Genomic DNA, 17130 nt, shown 5'->3' with positions numbered 1-17130 from the left:
CGTTGCGCCGATGGGATGCCGGCCGCCGGGCTGTGGAATTAAACTGGCGCGCCCAACGCCCCGGCGGTACAGAATTCCGCCATGGAACGGCAATCGAACCGGCCTCGAAGGCTTTCCCGGCGCACCTTTCTGCAGACAACGCTGGCCGCAACCGCTGCAGTCGGCGGGGCAGTGCCGCTGCTCAACCTCCAAGCGGCCCAACCGGCGACGCGACCGCGCCTGAAACTGGGTTTCGACAACTTCGCCGTGCGGGCCATGGGCTGGAAGGCACCCCGGTTGCTGGAGTATGCGGCCACGCTGAAGGTGGACTCCCTTTTCATCAGCGACCTGGACGCGTTCGAAAGTCACGACACGGCTTATCTGCGGGAGCTCCGAGCCCGTGCCCAGGACCTGGGCGTTGCCCTGTACCTCGGCACGTGGAGCATCTGCCCCACCTCCCGCGCCTTTCGCGATCGTTGGGGCACGGCCGAGGAACACCTGAGCCTCGGAATCCGGATGGCCAGCGACCTGGGCTCGCCCGTGCTTCGAGTGGTCTTGGGCACGATGGAAGACCGTCGCACCCCAGGCGGCATCCGGGCGCGAATCGCCGACACCGTCCGCGTGCTCAAAGCCTGTCGCAGTCGTGCCCTGGACGCCGGAATCCGGATCGCCGTGGAAAACCATGCCGGGGACATGCAGGCCCATGAACTGGCGGAGCTTGTCGAGGACGCGGGCACGGACTTCGTGGGCGTTAATTTTGATTCCGGCAACGCCTGCTGGACCCTTGAAGATCCCCTGCGCAGTTTCGCTGTCCTGGGTCGCTACACCCTTTGCACCAGCCTGCGCGATGCGATGGTGTGGGAATACGAACGCGGGGCCAAGGTCCAATGGACCGCCATGGGCGAGGGATGCCTGGACCTCAAAACATTCTTTGACCGGTTTGCCGAGACGTGTCCCGAGGTTCCCGTGCACATCGAGACCATCTCGGGTTTCGCCCGGGAGTTTCCCTATCTCGAGCCGGAGTTCTGGGAGGCCTATCCGACCGCGCGGGCCGCCGACTTTGCGGCGTTCCTCGCGCTGGCCAAGCGCGGCCGACCTCTCCCCTCCCGCCGCTTTGCCAATGCGGAGGAGGAGCGCGCCTACCAGCGGGACGAGCTGGAACGCAGCCTGCGGTACTGCCGCGAGGTGCTCGGCTTGGGCCGGCGCAGTTGAACCGGCCGGCCGCAGCGTTATCAACTCGTTGGGGCTGCCGGATTAACCTGCCGGACCCGGGCTCGAGTCCGGTTCCCCCCTCGAAGCCGGGGCTTTCGGGAGCGATTCGAGCATTTCGTCCACGGCACGCACCACATCCTCCACCGGGAGCGACCGGATCCCGCGTGGAGACCGGACCAACCGCACGTGATCCCCCTGCGGGCGCCACACCTCTTCCGGCGTGTCCGGCCAGAGCACCACCACGGGCAATCCCACCGCCGCCGCCAGGTGGGTGATTCCCGAGTCATGCCCCACGAAAGCCGCGCAGGCCTTCAACCGCCGTGCCAGATCCGCCAGGGGCAGGCTCTGGCACAGCTCACGGCGCGCAGGCGGGGCGGCGGCGGCCAGGTGCTGAAGCCGTTCGCCTTCCGCTTCGCCTCCGACCAACAAGAAGCGCCTCCGGGTCGAGCGCACCAGGTACTGCAACAGATCCGCCCACCGCGCCTCCGGCCAGTTCTTGCGTTCGCTGCCGCTGCCGGGATGCAGGGCCACGGGGGCGTCCGGGTCGGCGTTCACCTCCGGCAGCCGCAGGCGCGGTACCGGATCCGCATCGAAAATCGCCAGCCGTTCCAACGGCCGCAAAAACACCCGCGTGGCATGTATGCCGGCCGATTCGTCCGGTCGATGCGGACCGGCAATGAACTGGGCCGGTGAACAACGCCGGACGTTCTCTTCGAAAATCCGGTCCGGGTCGTAGAGGTACGAAAGGATCAGGTCAAACTCCGAGAAGTACGCACACCAGGACTCCGACAACGTGCCGTTGCGGGCAAAGAACCCTGCCAGGGCACGCGCTTCAATGGGCCGGACCGCGTCCACCCAGCCGCCCGCCAGCGCCAGCTGCGCAATGTGCGGGTACCCGAGCACCTCCAGGTGTGCCCGCGGGAAGTTCTGGCGGAGCGCGGCCATCGCCGGCAGGGTCAAAATGAAGTCCCCGATGGCTCCGCCGCGAATCACCAGAATCCTGCCCTGCTTCCCGCTCACAAACCGTTGCGCCTCCCGTTTACAGGTCTCGATATGCCGTCCCGGCCAGCACCAGCAGCAACAACCCCAGTCCCACCAGACCGGTGACAAACATCCTGAAGCGTTTTTCTCCGGCGGTGCACCAACCGATCCAATCCCGCAACCGAAACGGCGAAATCGTGACCCACATGCCGGCCACCACCAGGACGTAGGCCAGCGTCTGATTCACCAACACCCATGGCGTCTCGCCCAGGTGCGGGCGGCCCGTGTCCACCATGCACTTGGCCAGCAACAACCACACCACCGCCAGGCCACGCGCGCCCAGGTAGTCCTTCACAAACAGACACGTCCCCACGCCCACCACGCCAAAAGCCACCATCAAATGCGGCTTGATCGGCGCAAAATCGGCAATGTTCTCCTGCGCCACGTAGTAAAGGAACCACCCCGTGGCCAGCAGGGTCAGCACGGTGCCCCACACAATCGAACGCGGAAACCGTTGCAACGCAGCCATGGTCCTCTGGGGTCGAAACCAACCCAGAAGACCCAATCCCAACAGCAGCAAACCGAGTCCAGACGACAACCAAGCCAGTCTCATGCCTGCCCGGAATTCGCGGGCCCGCCGAGCATGCCCCATTCCGACTTCGATGCAAAGACCCAACGTTGGCCGGGAACGCGGGGCCGGGTCGAGATGGTACCCCATCACCCTCGTTCTCCCGGCGTCGTGTACCGGCACGCCTGCAGGCACGCGCCGGTTCGCCTACCGTTCGCCGACGGGAGCGGCCGGCCGCGCACGCTTGGAAAGGCCGGTCAGGGACGCGACCGACATTTCCATGCAAGGGGATGTGCATTGGGGGCTTTGGATTTCCGCCGTTGCCCTGGGGCTGGCGGGCAGTCTGCATTGCGCCGGCATGTGCGGGCCGTTGATGCTTGCCCTGCCGGGGCCGGCCGGATCACGGCTGCGCTGGATCGCGGGCCGGTGCCTGTATCACCTGGGCCGTGTGACCACCTACGCCGGTTTGGGGGTGGTCTTCGGCTTGTTGGGCCGCAGCCTGGCATGGGCCGGCGTCCAGCGCTGGGTGTCCCTTGTGCTCGGGGCTCTCCTGCTGGGCGGGTTGTTCTGGAACCGCCTTTGGCACACACCGTTTCCCGGGTGGAATCTGCCGGCGTGGTTGACCCGCGGGATGCAGGAACTCATGCGCGAGCATTCAGTCCCCGCCCTTTACGGTTTGGGCCTGTTGAACGGATTCCTCCCGTGCGGCCTGGTTTACGTTGCAGCGGCTGCGGCCACGGCCTCGGGGAGTTTCCTGCATGCTCTCCAGTTCATGGTCGGATTTGGCCTTGGCACGGTCCCGTTGACTTTGGCATTGACCCTGGCGCCGGGATTCATGCCCGCGTGGGTGCGGATCCGGGTCCGGCGTTGGATTCCGTATGGGGTTGCGCTGGTGGGGGTGCTGCTGGTGTTGCGCGGCCTGGCGCTCGGCATTCCGTACCTGAGCCCGGGCCCGGCCCCGGATTCATCTCCCACCTGTTGTCACTGAGCGGTTCTGCCCGTGCCTGACGTCTTGGGGAAACCGGTTTCAGGGTTCGACGTCCACGGGCGTGCCCACGCGCACCAGCCGCAGCAGGTAAAGGGCATCCCAGTTGGTCAACCGGAAACAGCCGCGGGATTCGGGCCGACCCACCCGTTCCGGCGAGGGCGTTCCGTGGATCCCGTAGCCGGGACGGTCCAGCCCGATCCATGCCAGGCCCACCGGGTTGTTCGGGCCCGGCGGCAGAATCAACTTGCGGCCCGGTTCCCTCGCTTCAGGTGCGTCTGGGAAGATCTCCGGGTTGAACGTGTAGTTCGGTCGTTCCACCACCACTGCCACGTACAGCCGGCCCACGGGCCGTTTCTCCACACTTCGGGCCACGCTGCAGGGGAAATGGGCCAGCAGAGAACCGTCGGCGTCGTAGGCGCGCAACCAGCGTTCGCCCAGCCGGATCAACAACCTTGCCGCCGTCCCTCGCGGTGGCGGATACTCCACGTCCGGCACCCAAACGGTCCGACCCGGCTCCAACCCGTCCCAGTCCGTCCCGGGATTCAGCCGTTGCAGCAGGCCCGGCGACGCATGGTGCTGCTCGGCCAGTCGCTCCAACAGGGTCTCGTGTTCCAGGGCTTCCTGGATGGATTTGCCCCACCAACTGGCGTGCAAAGGTTGCAATCCCCGCCGATCCTCGTCCGTCACCGTATGGAGTTTCAGGGCGGGTCGTTCCAACCACAGCCGGGCCCGCGTTGCCTCGTCCCACTCCCCCGTGACCGGCAAACCGGATTGTTCCTGGAATGCCGCCAACGCTTTTCGGGTCGATCCACCCATCACCCCGTCGATGGAACCGGGCGAAAGCACCTGCCGCGCCAGGGCCACCTGAAGCTCCAGGACCGTCTGTGCGGGCCGCGGGTAGAAGGATTCAGCGGCGACGGTGCGGCCCGGGGTTGTCCCGGTGGATGGCGCAACTGGTTCCCGCACCTTGGACGGTTGCGCAGGGACGGACGCCAAACTCTGGGTGGGAACCGAACTTGGAGACTTACGCGCCGGGTCCTGTGAACGGGCCGTGCGGGTGGGAGGATTCTCCCCGAGGTGCCCTCTCCGATTGTTAACAATGGCGCGCGCCCGATCCATCCAGGGATGAACGGGGAACCGTGCCACCGCCACCGCCGCCACCAACGCGACGATGCCGGCCCACATCAGCCAACCAGCCCGGCGCCGTCCGGATTTCCGACCCGGACGCACGCGTGAACCCCCATGTCGCCGGCCTCTCCGGCTCACACCCAGCACCAATGGCCCAGCCCGAAACCCGGGTCAAGCGCGGCCCGATCCAGATCCACCCCGCATCGCCTGCAGGATGACCGCTACGGCCTCATCACAACTCAGCCTGCCCGTGTTCAACACCAAATGATAAAGCAGTGGATCATTCACGTCCGCGCCATAATACCGTTTCCAGTACCGCGCCCGCCCCCGGTCCTCGCGACGCACCACCTGTTCCGCTTCCTGCCGACTCAGCTTGCGGTCCGCCTGGACCCGTGCCACCCGCACCTCAAACGGCGCCACCAAGCGCACGTGCAACACATGCGGCAGCCGTGCCGTGACCACCGCCGCCGCGCGTCCGATCAGAATCACATGCCCCAGCATCGCCAGCCGCAGGATCGTCTCTGCCGTATCCTGCACCAGGGTCCACGAATCCGGACACAATCCGAGCAGATCATCCAGAATATCGTCCAGCTGCGAGGAGGTGTCCTCCGGCAGATGCTCCGCCAGGCGTGCCGGCAAATGATGATCTTCCAGCACCTGCTCGATGAGGTTCCGGTCGAAAACCGTCCATGGCCGACTTCCCCTGGGCGACAGCGCCTGCAAACATTCGGCCAGGCGGGTCGCAACGGCATGCGCGCCGGCTCCTGTCTCCCGCGAAATCGTGACGGCGGTTCTGCTTAGCGCCACCCGCGAGGCCGCGGCCCGTCGGATGCCGTCCCATTGCCAGTTCAGAAAGGCCATGCACTGTTCGAGGGTGAGTTGCTTGCTCATAAGCCGGGTTCAACGGCGGGTTTGGTTGGTTGAGCCACTGCACCTGCCACCTCAATCTAGCCCAGGATCATCGCGGTCGCCAGCTCTTGCGCAGGGGACACCCGACCGGTCCTCGACTGCCGGGTTCGGTCCCCGATCAAAAACCTGGCTGACCCGGGCGGGCTTTCCCCGGGCAGCGCCCAAAACGCCTCGCATGGCAAAGGGGCTCCGGCAAACCCGGCTCAAGCAAACCAGGCTGCCTTCACGCCATTCGGAATTCGGACCGTAGATCCGCCCGGTGACCTGGGCCGGCTTGCGAGGTCCCTTGACCGGTTGGAAGCTCCATCATGTGGACGGCAGCCCGGAGGCGGCCGGCTCGAGCCTGACCATGGGCGGGTTCGCCCTTCCGATCTCGTCGTGCCGGCGACGTTTTACGCCCTGGCCGCTCCTGACTCCGCCGTGGGGGCGTTCGCGTCAGGCAGAGGCCAGCGAGGCCACGCCTTTTCTCTGCTCGAGGAGGTTCAGGGTGCGCTGAAGGATCTGCTCCGGTGTTCCCTCGGCCGGCACACTCACCAGCAGCCCACGGTCGCGGTAATACGCAATCAGCGGTGCGGTGCTTTGCTGATAAACCTCCATCCGCACCCGGATCGCCTCCGGTCGATCATCCGGGCGCTGCACCAGGACACCTCCGCAGTGGTCACACACCCCATCCTTTTGGGGCGGGCGTGTCTCAATGTGGAAGGCCGCCTGACATTGGCTGCAGACCCGGCGACCGCTCAGCCGTCGAACCACCACCTCCAACGGGAGTTCGTAGTCCAGCACGGCGTCCAGCGCGAGCCCTTCGCGATCCAGCAGCTTTTGGAGCGCTTCAGCCTGGGGTACCGTGCGCGGATACCCGTCTAGCAAAAAACCGCAGGGCAGCCGCAAACAGGCCCTTCGTTCCTCCACCAACCGGATCACCAGTTCGTCCGGCACGAGCTCGCCCCGGCGCATGTAACCCAGCGCTTCTTCCATTGCCGGACTGCGCTGGTCGGCCGGCAGATTGCCCGCAGCCCGAAAGATGTCGCCCGTGGAAAGGTGCACCGCGCCCAGACGTTCCGACAACAGCTCCGCCTGTGTGCCTTTTCCCACTCCGGGCGCCCCCAACAAAACCAGTCGCCATGCCCGAGCCGATGCCGGCGCAGCCAAGGTTTCCGTGCAAGCTCCCCCCTGAATCCAGGCTGAGATGATCCTTTTTTGTCCCATGCGTTGTTTCCCCTTTCTAATGCTGCCGGCCCCACCCGACAGCTTCGCCAATGCAACCTGCGGCAGCGGCCCGGGTCAAGTGTCAATCACACCCACAGAGGTCAGGGTCGGCAGATGACGGCCGGGTGCCCGGGTGGCGAAGCCTGAGATCCTACGTTTCACGCGCCCGGCCATGAACAGGCCCCGGCGCCGCAGCTCAAATGCCCATGTCCAACTCCGGAATGAAAGGGGTACACCCCTCACTTCGTCCCCACGGACATGATCCCTGGGCCGCGGATGCAGGTCAGCAATGTTCCAAGTGACTGATCCACCATGAGCCCTGGCCCAACGCGTCCCTTTGGTGAGCGCCGGCGGCCGGTTCTTTTCGCCCTGCAACACGGCAGGCCGGGCAGGGCTCCTTTTCAACGTCGCGTCAGCTTGCGGGAAATGGCCGCCCCACCGGCAGAGAGATTTAGACCGCCCGCACGCGGGCAGACGGCTCACGGCGCGCCTGATCCGTGGCGTTGGGCGTGTTCCTCGTCGAGTTCGCGCAGTTGCTCAAGGATATCGACGAGTTTGCGTCCGGTCGGCGTCAGGCGGTATTCGACCCGCAGGACCTTGCCCGGGAATTCGTGGCGGGTGATCAACTCGTAATCCAGCAGCTTGCGCAGCCGTTCGTTCAGGACCTTGGTCGAAATGCCGGGAATGAACCGTTCCAGCTGGCCCGGACGCGTGACGCCACGGCCAATTGCCGCCAACACCGCCGCAGACCATTTGCACCCTACGACGTCTTCGATCCGGCGATATGCGGTACGTTCGGGCAGGGAGAGGAATCGGGCTTTGTTCGGGCCTTTCTCCGCCATGGCTCGAGTATAGCCGGAATCCGCCGGGCACGCACCCGGTTACAAAACGGTAACCGATCACCGGTTTGTGCCCTCTTTCGCTGCGGGGCATTCCGGCTGAAATGAAGGACGACGCGCGGCATCCGGGGTCGCGCGTCGCAGCACGGAACCAAACACGCGACCAGAAACGAAACATGAAGACAAAAGCCGTATTCTATCACGCGGGCTGCCCGGTGTGTGTGGCAGCCGAACAAAACATCGCGGCCGCGCTCGATCCGACGCGGTTCGACGTGGAAATCGTGCATCTGGGCCGGGCCCCTGACCGCATCGCCGAAGCCGAACGGGCCGGGGTGAAATCCGTGCCCGCGCTGGTGATTCAGAGGGCGGTGTATCACATCAACTTCGGCGCCGCGCTGGCCGACCTGAAGAAATAGTCGGTGCTTGCGGCCCCGCCACGGATGTGACGCGGGGAGGGACCTCCCCGCAGTGCCCCGCCCTTTGAGGCTTTTGGCTGCCGGGGGAATCGGGGCCAGCGTGCGTCCGTGGCGGCTCCGAGGCGGGCGGCCGGCAAGCCTCTTTTCAGAATCGCCGCCGTGGCGCCGTGCTTTGTCCAAGACCGTGCCTGACCCCGGTGCCGGAGCCGCCGCGTCGCTGGGGAGGTCCAGCGGCACGGTAGCGTCTTCCCGGACGAAAAACGACGGGCTGGTTGGTCGGGGACGGATGTCCATGCCCTGGCGCTGCGGCTTTGCATGAGTGCCCGTGCCCGGCCTTTTCAGAATTGCCCCATTGCGGCCGGCGCCCGGCAGTGAACGGCATGTGCGCCCGGTGCCGCCGGCAACGAGCATATCTCCGATTTCGACGAGATAGTTCCGACGTCCGGATTTTGGCCGGGAGGCCGCGCAGTGGCGGCAGGGGAGGGTGGGTGTCCTCCATGGCGACGGTCGTTACAAAGTGGCAGTAGGCAGTGCAACGGCCTTCGCGCGGCTGATGATGCCCCTGGCTGGGGGTTCGACCTGATGCGGCAGAGGCTGGAGGGAGTGCAGCTTCACGCAGTTCGGCCTGCCACCGTCGTTGGGCCCCATCCCCGGGGGAGCGGAAGAAACCGCCGGGCTGCGCCGGCTGAAGCGCGCAGCCCGGCTTCGGACCGGTGTCTGTCCTCCCAACGTTCCGCATGGGACCGGTGGATAGCTCGATGAAGTGCGCTCGACATACGCGGCTGCAGTCACCAACCAGCTCCGGATCAACTTGGCCGGCAGGAACTGTTTTCAGGCTTGAAACAGAAACGGATCCTTGAACCGCTTGGGGTGGGAGGCTGCCAGCCTCGACACGGCACGACCCCATCCCGTCCGGTGGAGGGCCCACTCAGGGCGGACCGTGACTGTCCACGCCCGGCCTTGGAACGCCATCGCCACGTGCGTTCCGTCGTCGCGTCCGCAGAGACGATCTCTCAGCCTTCGATGCCGGCCCGTGGCCGCTGTATTGCGTGCCCATCCGGTCTGCTCCGTAACGCCCGGGACGACGTTATTGGGTCTCGAGGTACAGAGCGGAAGGCGCGATGATGACTGGCGCCGGGTCGGGATGGTGGTCGCGGCGCGAACCGCGCTGGTTCACGAAGGTTGAGTCGCTTAAAAGTTCCCGGTGCACCAGCCGGGCCCTCGGGCGTGGGCGCGCATGTCGGCCGCCAGTAGGACGGGTTGGCCCCGGGTCCCGCGCTTCAACAGGTGCTCGTTGGGGGGAGGCTGCCCGGGCGGTTGGCCACCCGTCAGGGTGCGGGCACGGCCCGGTAAAATCGACTGGGCAGCAGCAGCCCTTCCGGACCCGGCCAGCTCCAGGTTGCTCCGGTCAAAACCATATTGGTGACGCGTTGCCAATTCACCAGGTCCGACGACCCCCAGACCTCGTAGGCATGTCCGGGATGCCCATGCAACTCCATGACCGGTTCCGGGCTGCGGATCATGGCAAGTTGCGGGAGATCCACAACCCGGCGCAGGTTGAGTCGGCCGCCCGTTCGGCACCGGCCCTGGAACGCCGGCTTCACGTCCACCGCCGCCAGAATCCGATTCACGATCTCCGTCGGACCGGCCCCGGGAAAGCGCGCCATCGTCAATGCCACCGCCCCGCTCACCACAGCGGTCGCCATGGAGGTGCCGCTCATGGTTGTGTAAGCCGTGTCCCCGCTGCTCGAAGTGGAATACAGGGTTGCGCCGGGGGCAAAAAGATGGACCGACGCCGGGCCGTAGGCCGATTGGGTGTACCGGTCGTCGGTGCGGGTTGAAGCCCCTACCGTTAATTGATGGGGTAGACCCAATGAGGCCGGCCAGAGAGGGAAGGTGTCGAGGTTGGCCGATGTATTGCCCGCAGCCGTTACCACCACGGCGCCCTGTTGCCCCGCCCACCAAAGGACATTCGAAAAGGCCGACGAGTAGGTGGAACTTGTCCAGCTGATGTTCAAAACCCGCGCGCCGTTGGTGATTGCGTATTCCACGCCCAAAACCGCGTCGCTGAAATAGCCATTGCCCTGGCTGTCCAGGACCTTCACCCCCATGAGCTGCACCCGCCAGGCCACGCCCGCCACGCCCCGACCGTTATTGCCCACGGCACCAATCAGACCCGCCACATGGGTGCCGTGGCCGTTGTCGTCCCAGGGGTTGTTCGTGCCCGTGATCAGGTTCAAGCCGTTGGACCCCGTGCGCGGATCCCGCCACAAATTGTCCTTCAAGTCCTCGTGCGACCAGCGGATCCCACTGTCGAGGACCGCCACGACCACGTTGGTCGCCTCCCGGATCACATCCCATGCCTCGGGCGCGTCCACGTCGGCGTCCGGCACCCCACCGTTCTGGCCATAATTGTTGAGATGCCATTGGGCACCGTTCTGGAAAAACGGATCGTCCGGTAAAGCCTGTGCCGCCCGGATAACCCCATCCGGTTCCACCCGGTGCACCATCCCGCTCATGCGGTACCGTTCCAGAACCGTTTCCGGATCCGTTCCCCGACCCAACTCCACGATTTGAAATCCGCCGCATGGAACCATGGTATGCACCACCCGCACCCCGAGGCCGGCGTGCAGGGCTTGGAGCTCCGTTTCCCGACCCGGTTCGGCCCAAACAAACAGCCGCGGGTTGCGCTCCAAGGTTACGACCGATTGCACCTCCATCACCGCCCCTGCCAACCCAGCGGCCCATCCCAGCAACACCAGAGCGGCGACCTGCCGGCTCCATGTCATCCGGACCAGCCCCATGACGCACTCCCTAGCGCTTCCCTGCCTCACCGCCATCATGCGGCGGAGCTTAAGGCAAGCGTCTTCCGAGGGCCAGCCCTGGCGCCCCCGCCCGGAACTGCGAGCCATCGCTCATCGTGTCGGGTCTGTTACGGAACTGCCCATCCGTAATGTACACGATTGTGTGCGGGCGCACGGCCGCACTACCATGGACTTGCCTTTAACCAGTGCCTGTTTGCCTGCCAAGACGCGTTGACCTTCCACGCCGACGCCCTCCGGAGCAGACAGACGAAGGCAGAGCAAATCGCCAACATGATTGCTAATGATAAAATACCGCTTGACGAATGATGCTGTTGGGACCAAGCAACTTAAGGTAAGCGGATTCGGTCGGTCGTGCTTGGATGCCATGAAAAGGTTTGTTGGTGCGTGCGTTTGCGTGGCGACGCTCCTGGCGGTCCATCGAGCCGTGGCCGGTCTTGAGATGCTCAACCTGGTGGAGGCCAGACCCGGCTCCGGATGGTACGTGGCTGCCGTGACCAACGCCTTTGACGGTGTGGGCAGCGCCAACGCCGATGATTGGACCTTCAATGCCGAGGGTGGCGACCGCCTCAGCGTCCGCATCGAAACCGCCATCGGCGCATCGAGGCCGCAACTTCGGGTTCTTGACCCCTCCGGTCAAAGCGTGGCCTCCGTCAGTGGCAGCTCTGCAGGGGTGGCGCAAGTCTTCAATGTCCGGCTTTCCTCCCCGGGCGGTTACCGCATCCGGGTGTACACGGACAATCAGGTCTCCGATTATGTCCTGCGTGTGGACCTCAGCCGCGGGCCCGCGCTGGAAACCGAACCCAACAACGACACCAATACCGCCAACATCCTGCCGACGGTGTTCCAGGCGGGAGCGTTTCAAATGTCTGTCGTCGGTGCGCTGCCGGCAGACGATCCGGAGGGTGACTGGTATGCTCTCGGGAGTCTGCAGCCCGGTAACCAGCTTACCGCCCGGCTGGAATTGGGTTCATGGACTGTCCTCCAACCCGGCGATGCCGTGCTGGGCCTCTACCGTCTGGGCGACACCAACCCCGTGGCCCAGGTTGCAGCCCAGACCAACCTCACCATCGCGCAAGCGGGCGAGTACCTGGCGCGGGTGACCGCATCCGCCAACCGCGGCATCCTGGCACGGTATTACCTCGAGCTCAGCGTGGTGGACAGCGTGCCTCCCACCGTCAGCAGCGTTACTCTGCCCGACCAGGGAGGTACCACCACCGACCTGATCAATGCCTTCTCCGTCGTCTTTTCCGAACCACTCCGCCCATTAACCGCAACCAATCCCGCCAGTTTCGATCTCCGGAAAGCGGGCGCCGACGGCGTCTTCGACACGGCCGACGACATCCTGTACCCCCTGACGCTCGTGTACTCCGGGGGTAACATTCTCCAGGTCAATCTGAATGACGGCCCGCTTCAGTTGGGGCTCACCCGGTTCACCATTGGACAGGGCGTGCTCGATCGCGCAGGTAATCCCCTCACGCCCGCATTCGCTCGCACCTTTAGCGTTGAACGTCTCGGCTTGTTCCAGGTTGAGAACCGTTCGAACGACACGTGGGCTGGGGCGACGGGGTTGGGGTTGGTTGGGGGTGAGGGTGCGTCGGGTTCGTTTGTGGTGGGGTCGAGTTTTGGGGTGGGGAGGAATCCGTATTATGTGGTGGCTGGGGACTGGAACGGGGATGGTGTGATGGATTTGGCGACGGCGAATTTGAGCAGTGACGATGTGAGTGTGTTGTTGGGGGGTGGGGATGGGACGTTTGGGGTGGCGACGAATGTTGGGGCTGGGGACGGGCCGGTGGCGTTGGCGGCTGGGGATGTGAACGGGGACGGGGTGATGGATTTGGTGGTGGCCAATGCGTACAGCCACGATGTGAGTGTGTTGCTGGGGCGTGGGGATGGGGGATTTGGGAGTGTGACGAACTGGTCGGTGGGGAGGAATCCGAATGGGTTGGTGTTGGGGGATTTCAATGGGGACGGGTGGTTGGATGTGGCGACGGCGAATAATGGGAGTGGGGATGTGAGTGTGAGGTTGGGGGTTGGGGGTGGGGGATTTGGTGGGGTGACGAACTGGGCGGCGGGGAGTGGTCCTGTGGGGTTGGCGGTTGGGGATTTGAATGGGGATGGGAGGTTGGACCTGGTGGTGGCCAATTATGGCAGTGGGGATGTGGGTGTGTGGTTGGGGCGTGGGGATGGTGGGTTTGAGGGTGGGGTGAGGTATGGTGGGTTGAATCGTCCTCGGGGTGTGGCGGTGGGGGATGTGAATGGGGATGGGTTGATGGATGTGGTGGTGGTGAACAGTGGGGACAACACGCTGGGGGTGTTGTTGGGTAATGGGGATGGGACGCTGCGGCCGGTGGTGAGTTATGGGGCTGGGACGTCGGATCCGTATTGGTTGGCATTGGGGGATTTGAACGGGGACGGGTGGTTGGACGTGGTGATTGGGAGTTATGGGAGCAGTCGGGTGGTGGTGCTGTTGAACGGTGGGGCTGGGGTGTTTGAGGGGCCGGTGAGGTACAGTGTGGATGGCAATCCGATTGGTGTGGTGGTGGGGGACTGGGATGGGGATGGTTGGTTGGATTTGGCCAGTGCGAACTACTCTGGCAACAGTGTGACGGTGTTGAGGGCGGTTGGGGTGGGGGGTTTGGTGGAGGATCCTGTGGGCAGTGGGGTGCGGCACGGGTATGGGCGGGGCAATCTGTCGGGCAGGGGTGATGTGGACTACTGGAGCTTCGGTGGGCGTGCTGGGGATCGGGTGATGGTGGCGGTGGAGGTGCCGGGGAATCCGGGCAACAGTGGGTTGTATTATCGGTTGGAGGGTCCGGACGGGAGGGAGCTGACGAGTTTTTACGGGCAGTGGCATAATGGGACGGGTCAATCGGGGCCGGTGGAGTTGCCGGTGAGTGGGGTGTATCGGGTGCGGGTGAGTTACAATTACGACTATTGGGGGGAGTATCGGTTGCGGGTGTTGGTGGTGTCGCCTCCGTGGCAGTTGGAGGCTGAGGACAACAACACGGTGGCCCAGGCCAATGTGCCGGTCTTTACTCGGCAGGGGACCAACCAGTGGGCGCTGATTGCCGGTTACCTCCGCGCCGGTGACCCGGGCGACGTGTATGCATTGCGGAACCTCCCGCCAGACGCCCAGAACTATCTCTTGGACCTTCCTGCGGGCACAGAAATCCGGCTGACCCTCACGCTACCGGCTACCAGCCCCTTGATCCCGATCCTAGAGGTGTTGAACAACGCCGGTACGACGCTGCTTGCCGGCGCGGCCGGGCAGACCAACCTGAGCTATGTCGTGCCCACAGACGGACGTTATCTGGCGCGGGTGCGTGCCGACGGCGGTTCCGCCGGTCTGCTGGCGCAGTATCTGCTGCGGGTGGATGTGCTCACGCCGGTGGACCTGACACCGCCGCAGGTGGTGGCGGACACTCTGCCCGCCGAGGGCAGCTCGGTTCCGGCCGTCATCGACCGGTTTACGCTGACTTTCTCCGAGGACATGCTGGCCACCACCGTCAACAATCCCGCCAGTTTTGAACTGCGAGGTGCCGGCCCGGACGGCCTCCTCGACACCGGAGACGACTGGCTCTACACCGTGATTGCCTCTCCGGCTTACACCATTGGCACCAATGTTACCTTCGTCATTTCCGATGGTCCCCTGCAAGTCGGGCTGCACCGATTTACGGCAGGTACGGCGCTCAAGGACGCCAGTGGGAATCACCTTTCCGCCCCCTACGTACGGATCTTTAACGTGACGAATGTGCCCGGGTACGTGTTGGAGAACCGTTCGAACGACACGTGGGCTGGGGCGACGGGATTGGGGTTGGGTGGGGGTGAGGGTGCGTCGGGTTCGTTTGTGGTGGGGTCGAGTTTTGGGGTGGGGAGGAATCCGTATTATGTGGTGGCTGGGGACTGGAACGGGGATGGGGTAATGGATTTGGCGACGGCGAATTTGAGCAGTGACGATGTGAGTGTGTTGTTGGGGCGTGGGGATGGGACGTTTGGGGTGGCGACGAATGTTGGGGCTGGGGACGGGCCGGTGGCGTTGGCGGCTGGGGATGTGAACGGGGACGGGGTGATGGATTTGGTGGTGGCCAATGCGTACAGCCACGATGTGAGTGTGTTGCTGGGGCGTGGGGATGGGGGATTTGGGAGTGTGACGAACTGGTCGGTGGGGAGGAATCCGAATGGGTTGGTGTTGGGGGATTTCAATGGGGACGGGTGGTTGGATGTGGCGACGGCGAATAATGGGAGTGGGGATGTGAGTGTGAGGTTGGGGGTTGGGGGTGGGGGATTTGGTGGGGTGACGAACTGGGCGGCGGGGAGTGGTCCTGTGGGGTTGGCGGTTGGGGATTTGAATGGGGATGGGAGGTTGGACCTGGTGGTGGCCAATTATGGCAGTGGGGATGTGGGTGTGTGGTTGGGGCGTGGGGATGGTGGGTTTGAGGGTGGGGTGAGGTATGGTGGGTTGAATCGTCCTCGGGGTGTGGCGGTGGGGGATGTGAATGGGGATGGGTTGATGGATGTGGTGGTGGTGAACAGTGGGGACAACACGCTGGGGGTGTTGTTGGGTAATGGGGATGGGACGCTGCGGCCGGTGGTGAGTTATGGGGCTGGGACGTCGGATCCGTATTGGTTGGCATTGGGGGATTTGAACGGGGACGGGTGGTTGGACGTGGTGATTGGGAGTTATGGGAGCAGTCGGGTGGTGGTGCTGTTGAACGGTGGGGCTGGGGTGTTTGAGGGGCCGGTGAGGTACAGTGTGGATGGCAATCCGATTGGTGTGGTGGTGGGGGACTGGGATGGGGATGGTTGGTTGGATTTGGCCAGTGCGAACTACTCTGGCAACAGTGTGACGGTGTTGAGGGCGGTTGGGGTGGGGGGTTTGGTGGAGGATCCTGTGGGCAGTGGGGTGCGGCACGGGTATGGGCGGGGCAATCTGTCGGGCAGGGGTGATGTGGACTACTGGAGCTTCGGTGGGCGTGCTGGGGATCGGGTGATGGTGGCGGTGGAGGTGCCGGGCAATCCGGGCAGCAGTGGGTTGTATTATCGGTTGGAGGGGCCGGACGGGAGGGTGTTGACGGACTTTTACGCGCAGGGCAACGGGACGGGTCAATCGGGGCCGGTGGAGTTGCCGGTGAGTGGGGTGTATCGGGTGCGGGTGAGTTACAATTACGACTATTGGGGGGAGTATCGGTTGCGGGTGCTGGTGGCGTCGCCGCCGTGGCAGTTGGAGGCTGAGGACAACAACACGGTGGGCCGGGCCAACGTGCCGGTCTTTACGCGGCAGGGGACCAACCAGTGGGCGCTGATTGCCGGTTACCTCCGCGCCGGTGACCCGGGCGACGTGTTTGCACTGTCATATGCGCCGCTGGGCCGCTCAGAGCCGGTCTTCACCCTTCCCGAGAACAGTCAAATCCGTGTGGCCCTGAACCGGCCGTCGTCCAGCGGATTGGACCCAATACTGGAAATCCTGAACGCTGCCGGCACGGTGGTGGCGTCGGCCCCGGCGGGGACGACAAATCTGACACACACGGTCCTCCCGGGCGCAGCTGGTCGTTACTACGTGCGCGTGCGTGCGAACACGGGCACTGACGGCCTCCTTTCCCAATACCTGTTGAGTGTGGAGGAAACGATCCCTCAGGATACGACGTCGCCGCAGATCCTTGGCGATACGCTGCCGCCCGAGGGCAGCACCACCACCAATGTTTGGGATCGCTTCACAATCACCTTTTCCGAGGAGCTTTCCCCGGCCACGGTGAACAACGCTTCCGCCTATGAACTGCGAAACGCCGGGCCCGATGATCTTTTTGGCACGGCGGATGACTCACTGTACATCCTGGCGGTCTCCCCGGCTTATGTGAACGGAACCAATGCGTCCCTCCTGGTAACCGATGGTCCCCTTCAGCCGGGGCGTTACCGGTTCAGTGTCGCCACGAACCTTCTCGACCTGGGGCTGAATCCCCTTTCCGCTCCCTATGTACGGACGTTTAACGTGACGAATGTGCCCGGGTATGTGTTGGAGAACCGTTCGAACGACACGTGGGCTGGGGCGACGGGATTGGGGTTGGGTGGGGGTGAGGGTGCG

At 64.5% G+C, this 17130-nt stretch carries 11 protein-coding genes; 4 read left to right on the top strand and 7 right to left on the bottom strand.

All coding sequences use genetic code 11. The annotated features are described in order from the left end of the window. Positions 1-81 precede the first annotated feature (81 nt). Complete coding sequence (locus G4L39_RS02520; protein ID WP_165105653.1) at positions 82-1191, top strand: sugar phosphate isomerase/epimerase family protein; 1110 nt, start codon at positions 82-84, stop codon at positions 1189-1191. A 42-nt stretch (positions 1192-1233) separates the two neighbouring features. Here G4L39_RS02520 and G4L39_RS02515 read toward each other — a convergent pair whose 3' ends face one another. Both G4L39_RS02515 and G4L39_RS02510 read right to left on the bottom strand, forming a co-directional pair. Further along, the gene (locus tag G4L39_RS02515) at positions 1234-2211 is read right to left on the bottom strand and encodes a glycosyltransferase family 9 protein (protein ID WP_165105652.1); all 978 of its coding nucleotides are present in this window, start codon (positions 2209-2211) and stop codon (positions 1234-1236) included. A gap of 19 nt (positions 2212-2230) precedes the next feature. Then, on the bottom strand, positions 2231-2785 hold the full coding sequence (locus G4L39_RS02510; RefSeq protein WP_165105651.1) for a hypothetical protein: 555 nt from the start codon (positions 2783-2785) through the stop codon (positions 2231-2233). 235 nt (positions 2786-3020) lie between these two features. Between G4L39_RS02510 and G4L39_RS02505 the strand changes: the two genes are divergently transcribed. After that, positions 3021-3728 (top strand): sulfite exporter TauE/SafE family protein, encoded by a 708-nt coding sequence (locus G4L39_RS02505; RefSeq protein WP_165105650.1) that lies wholly within the window; start codon positions 3021-3023, stop codon positions 3726-3728. Positions 3729-3767: 39 nt separating this feature from the next. On the opposite strand, the gene G4L39_RS02500 is transcribed toward G4L39_RS02505, so the two are convergent. The 4 genes from G4L39_RS02500 to G4L39_RS02485 all read right to left on the bottom strand — a co-directional run bounded on the left by G4L39_RS02500 (position 3768) and on the right by G4L39_RS02485 (position 7813). Further along, on the bottom strand, positions 3768-4694 hold the full coding sequence (locus G4L39_RS02500) for a L,D-transpeptidase family protein (RefSeq protein ID WP_205880728.1): 927 nt from the start codon (positions 4692-4694) through the stop codon (positions 3768-3770). A gap of 333 nt (positions 4695-5027) precedes the next feature. Then, positions 5028-5747 (bottom strand): cytidylate kinase-like family protein, encoded by a 720-nt coding sequence (locus G4L39_RS02495; protein ID WP_165105649.1) that lies wholly within the window; start codon positions 5745-5747, stop codon positions 5028-5030. 453 nt (positions 5748-6200) lie between these two features. Next, the gene (locus G4L39_RS02490) at positions 6201-6971 is read right to left on the bottom strand and encodes an adenylate kinase family protein (protein ID WP_165105648.1); all 771 of its coding nucleotides are present in this window, start codon (positions 6969-6971) and stop codon (positions 6201-6203) included. 479 nt (positions 6972-7450) lie between these two features. Continuing rightward, positions 7451-7813, bottom strand: coding sequence for a winged helix-turn-helix transcriptional regulator (locus tag G4L39_RS02485; protein ID WP_165105647.1), 363 nt, complete (start codon positions 7811-7813; stop codon positions 7451-7453). Between the two features lie 173 nt (positions 7814-7986). Here G4L39_RS02485 and G4L39_RS02480 point away from each other — a divergent pair, with 173 nt between their 5' ends. Continuing rightward, positions 7987-8226 carry a thioredoxin family protein gene (locus G4L39_RS02480; RefSeq protein ID WP_165105646.1) on the top strand — a complete coding sequence of 80 codons (240 nt, stop codon included), beginning with the start codon at positions 7987-7989 and terminating at the stop codon, positions 8224-8226. A gap of 1328 nt (positions 8227-9554) precedes the next feature. On the opposite strand, the gene G4L39_RS02475 is transcribed toward G4L39_RS02480, so the two are convergent. Next, positions 9555-11030 carry a S8 family peptidase gene (locus tag G4L39_RS02475; RefSeq protein WP_165105645.1) on the bottom strand — a complete coding sequence of 492 codons (1476 nt, stop codon included), beginning with the start codon at positions 11028-11030 and terminating at the stop codon, positions 9555-9557. Between the two features lie 385 nt (positions 11031-11415). Between G4L39_RS02475 and G4L39_RS02470 the strand changes: the two genes are divergently transcribed. Then, positions 11416-17130: FG-GAP-like repeat-containing protein (locus G4L39_RS02470; protein WP_165105644.1), on the top strand; the 5715-nt coding region annotated here is incomplete at its 3' end.

Origin of the sequence: Limisphaera ngatamarikiensis (assembly GCF_011044775.1) — a bacterium.
GTDB classification, from domain to species: domain Bacteria; phylum Verrucomicrobiota; class Verrucomicrobiia; order Limisphaerales; family Limisphaeraceae; genus Limisphaera; species Limisphaera ngatamarikiensis.
The sequence above is the reverse complement of the archived record's forward strand: the minus strand, read 5'-3'. Positions and strand labels throughout refer to the sequence as shown.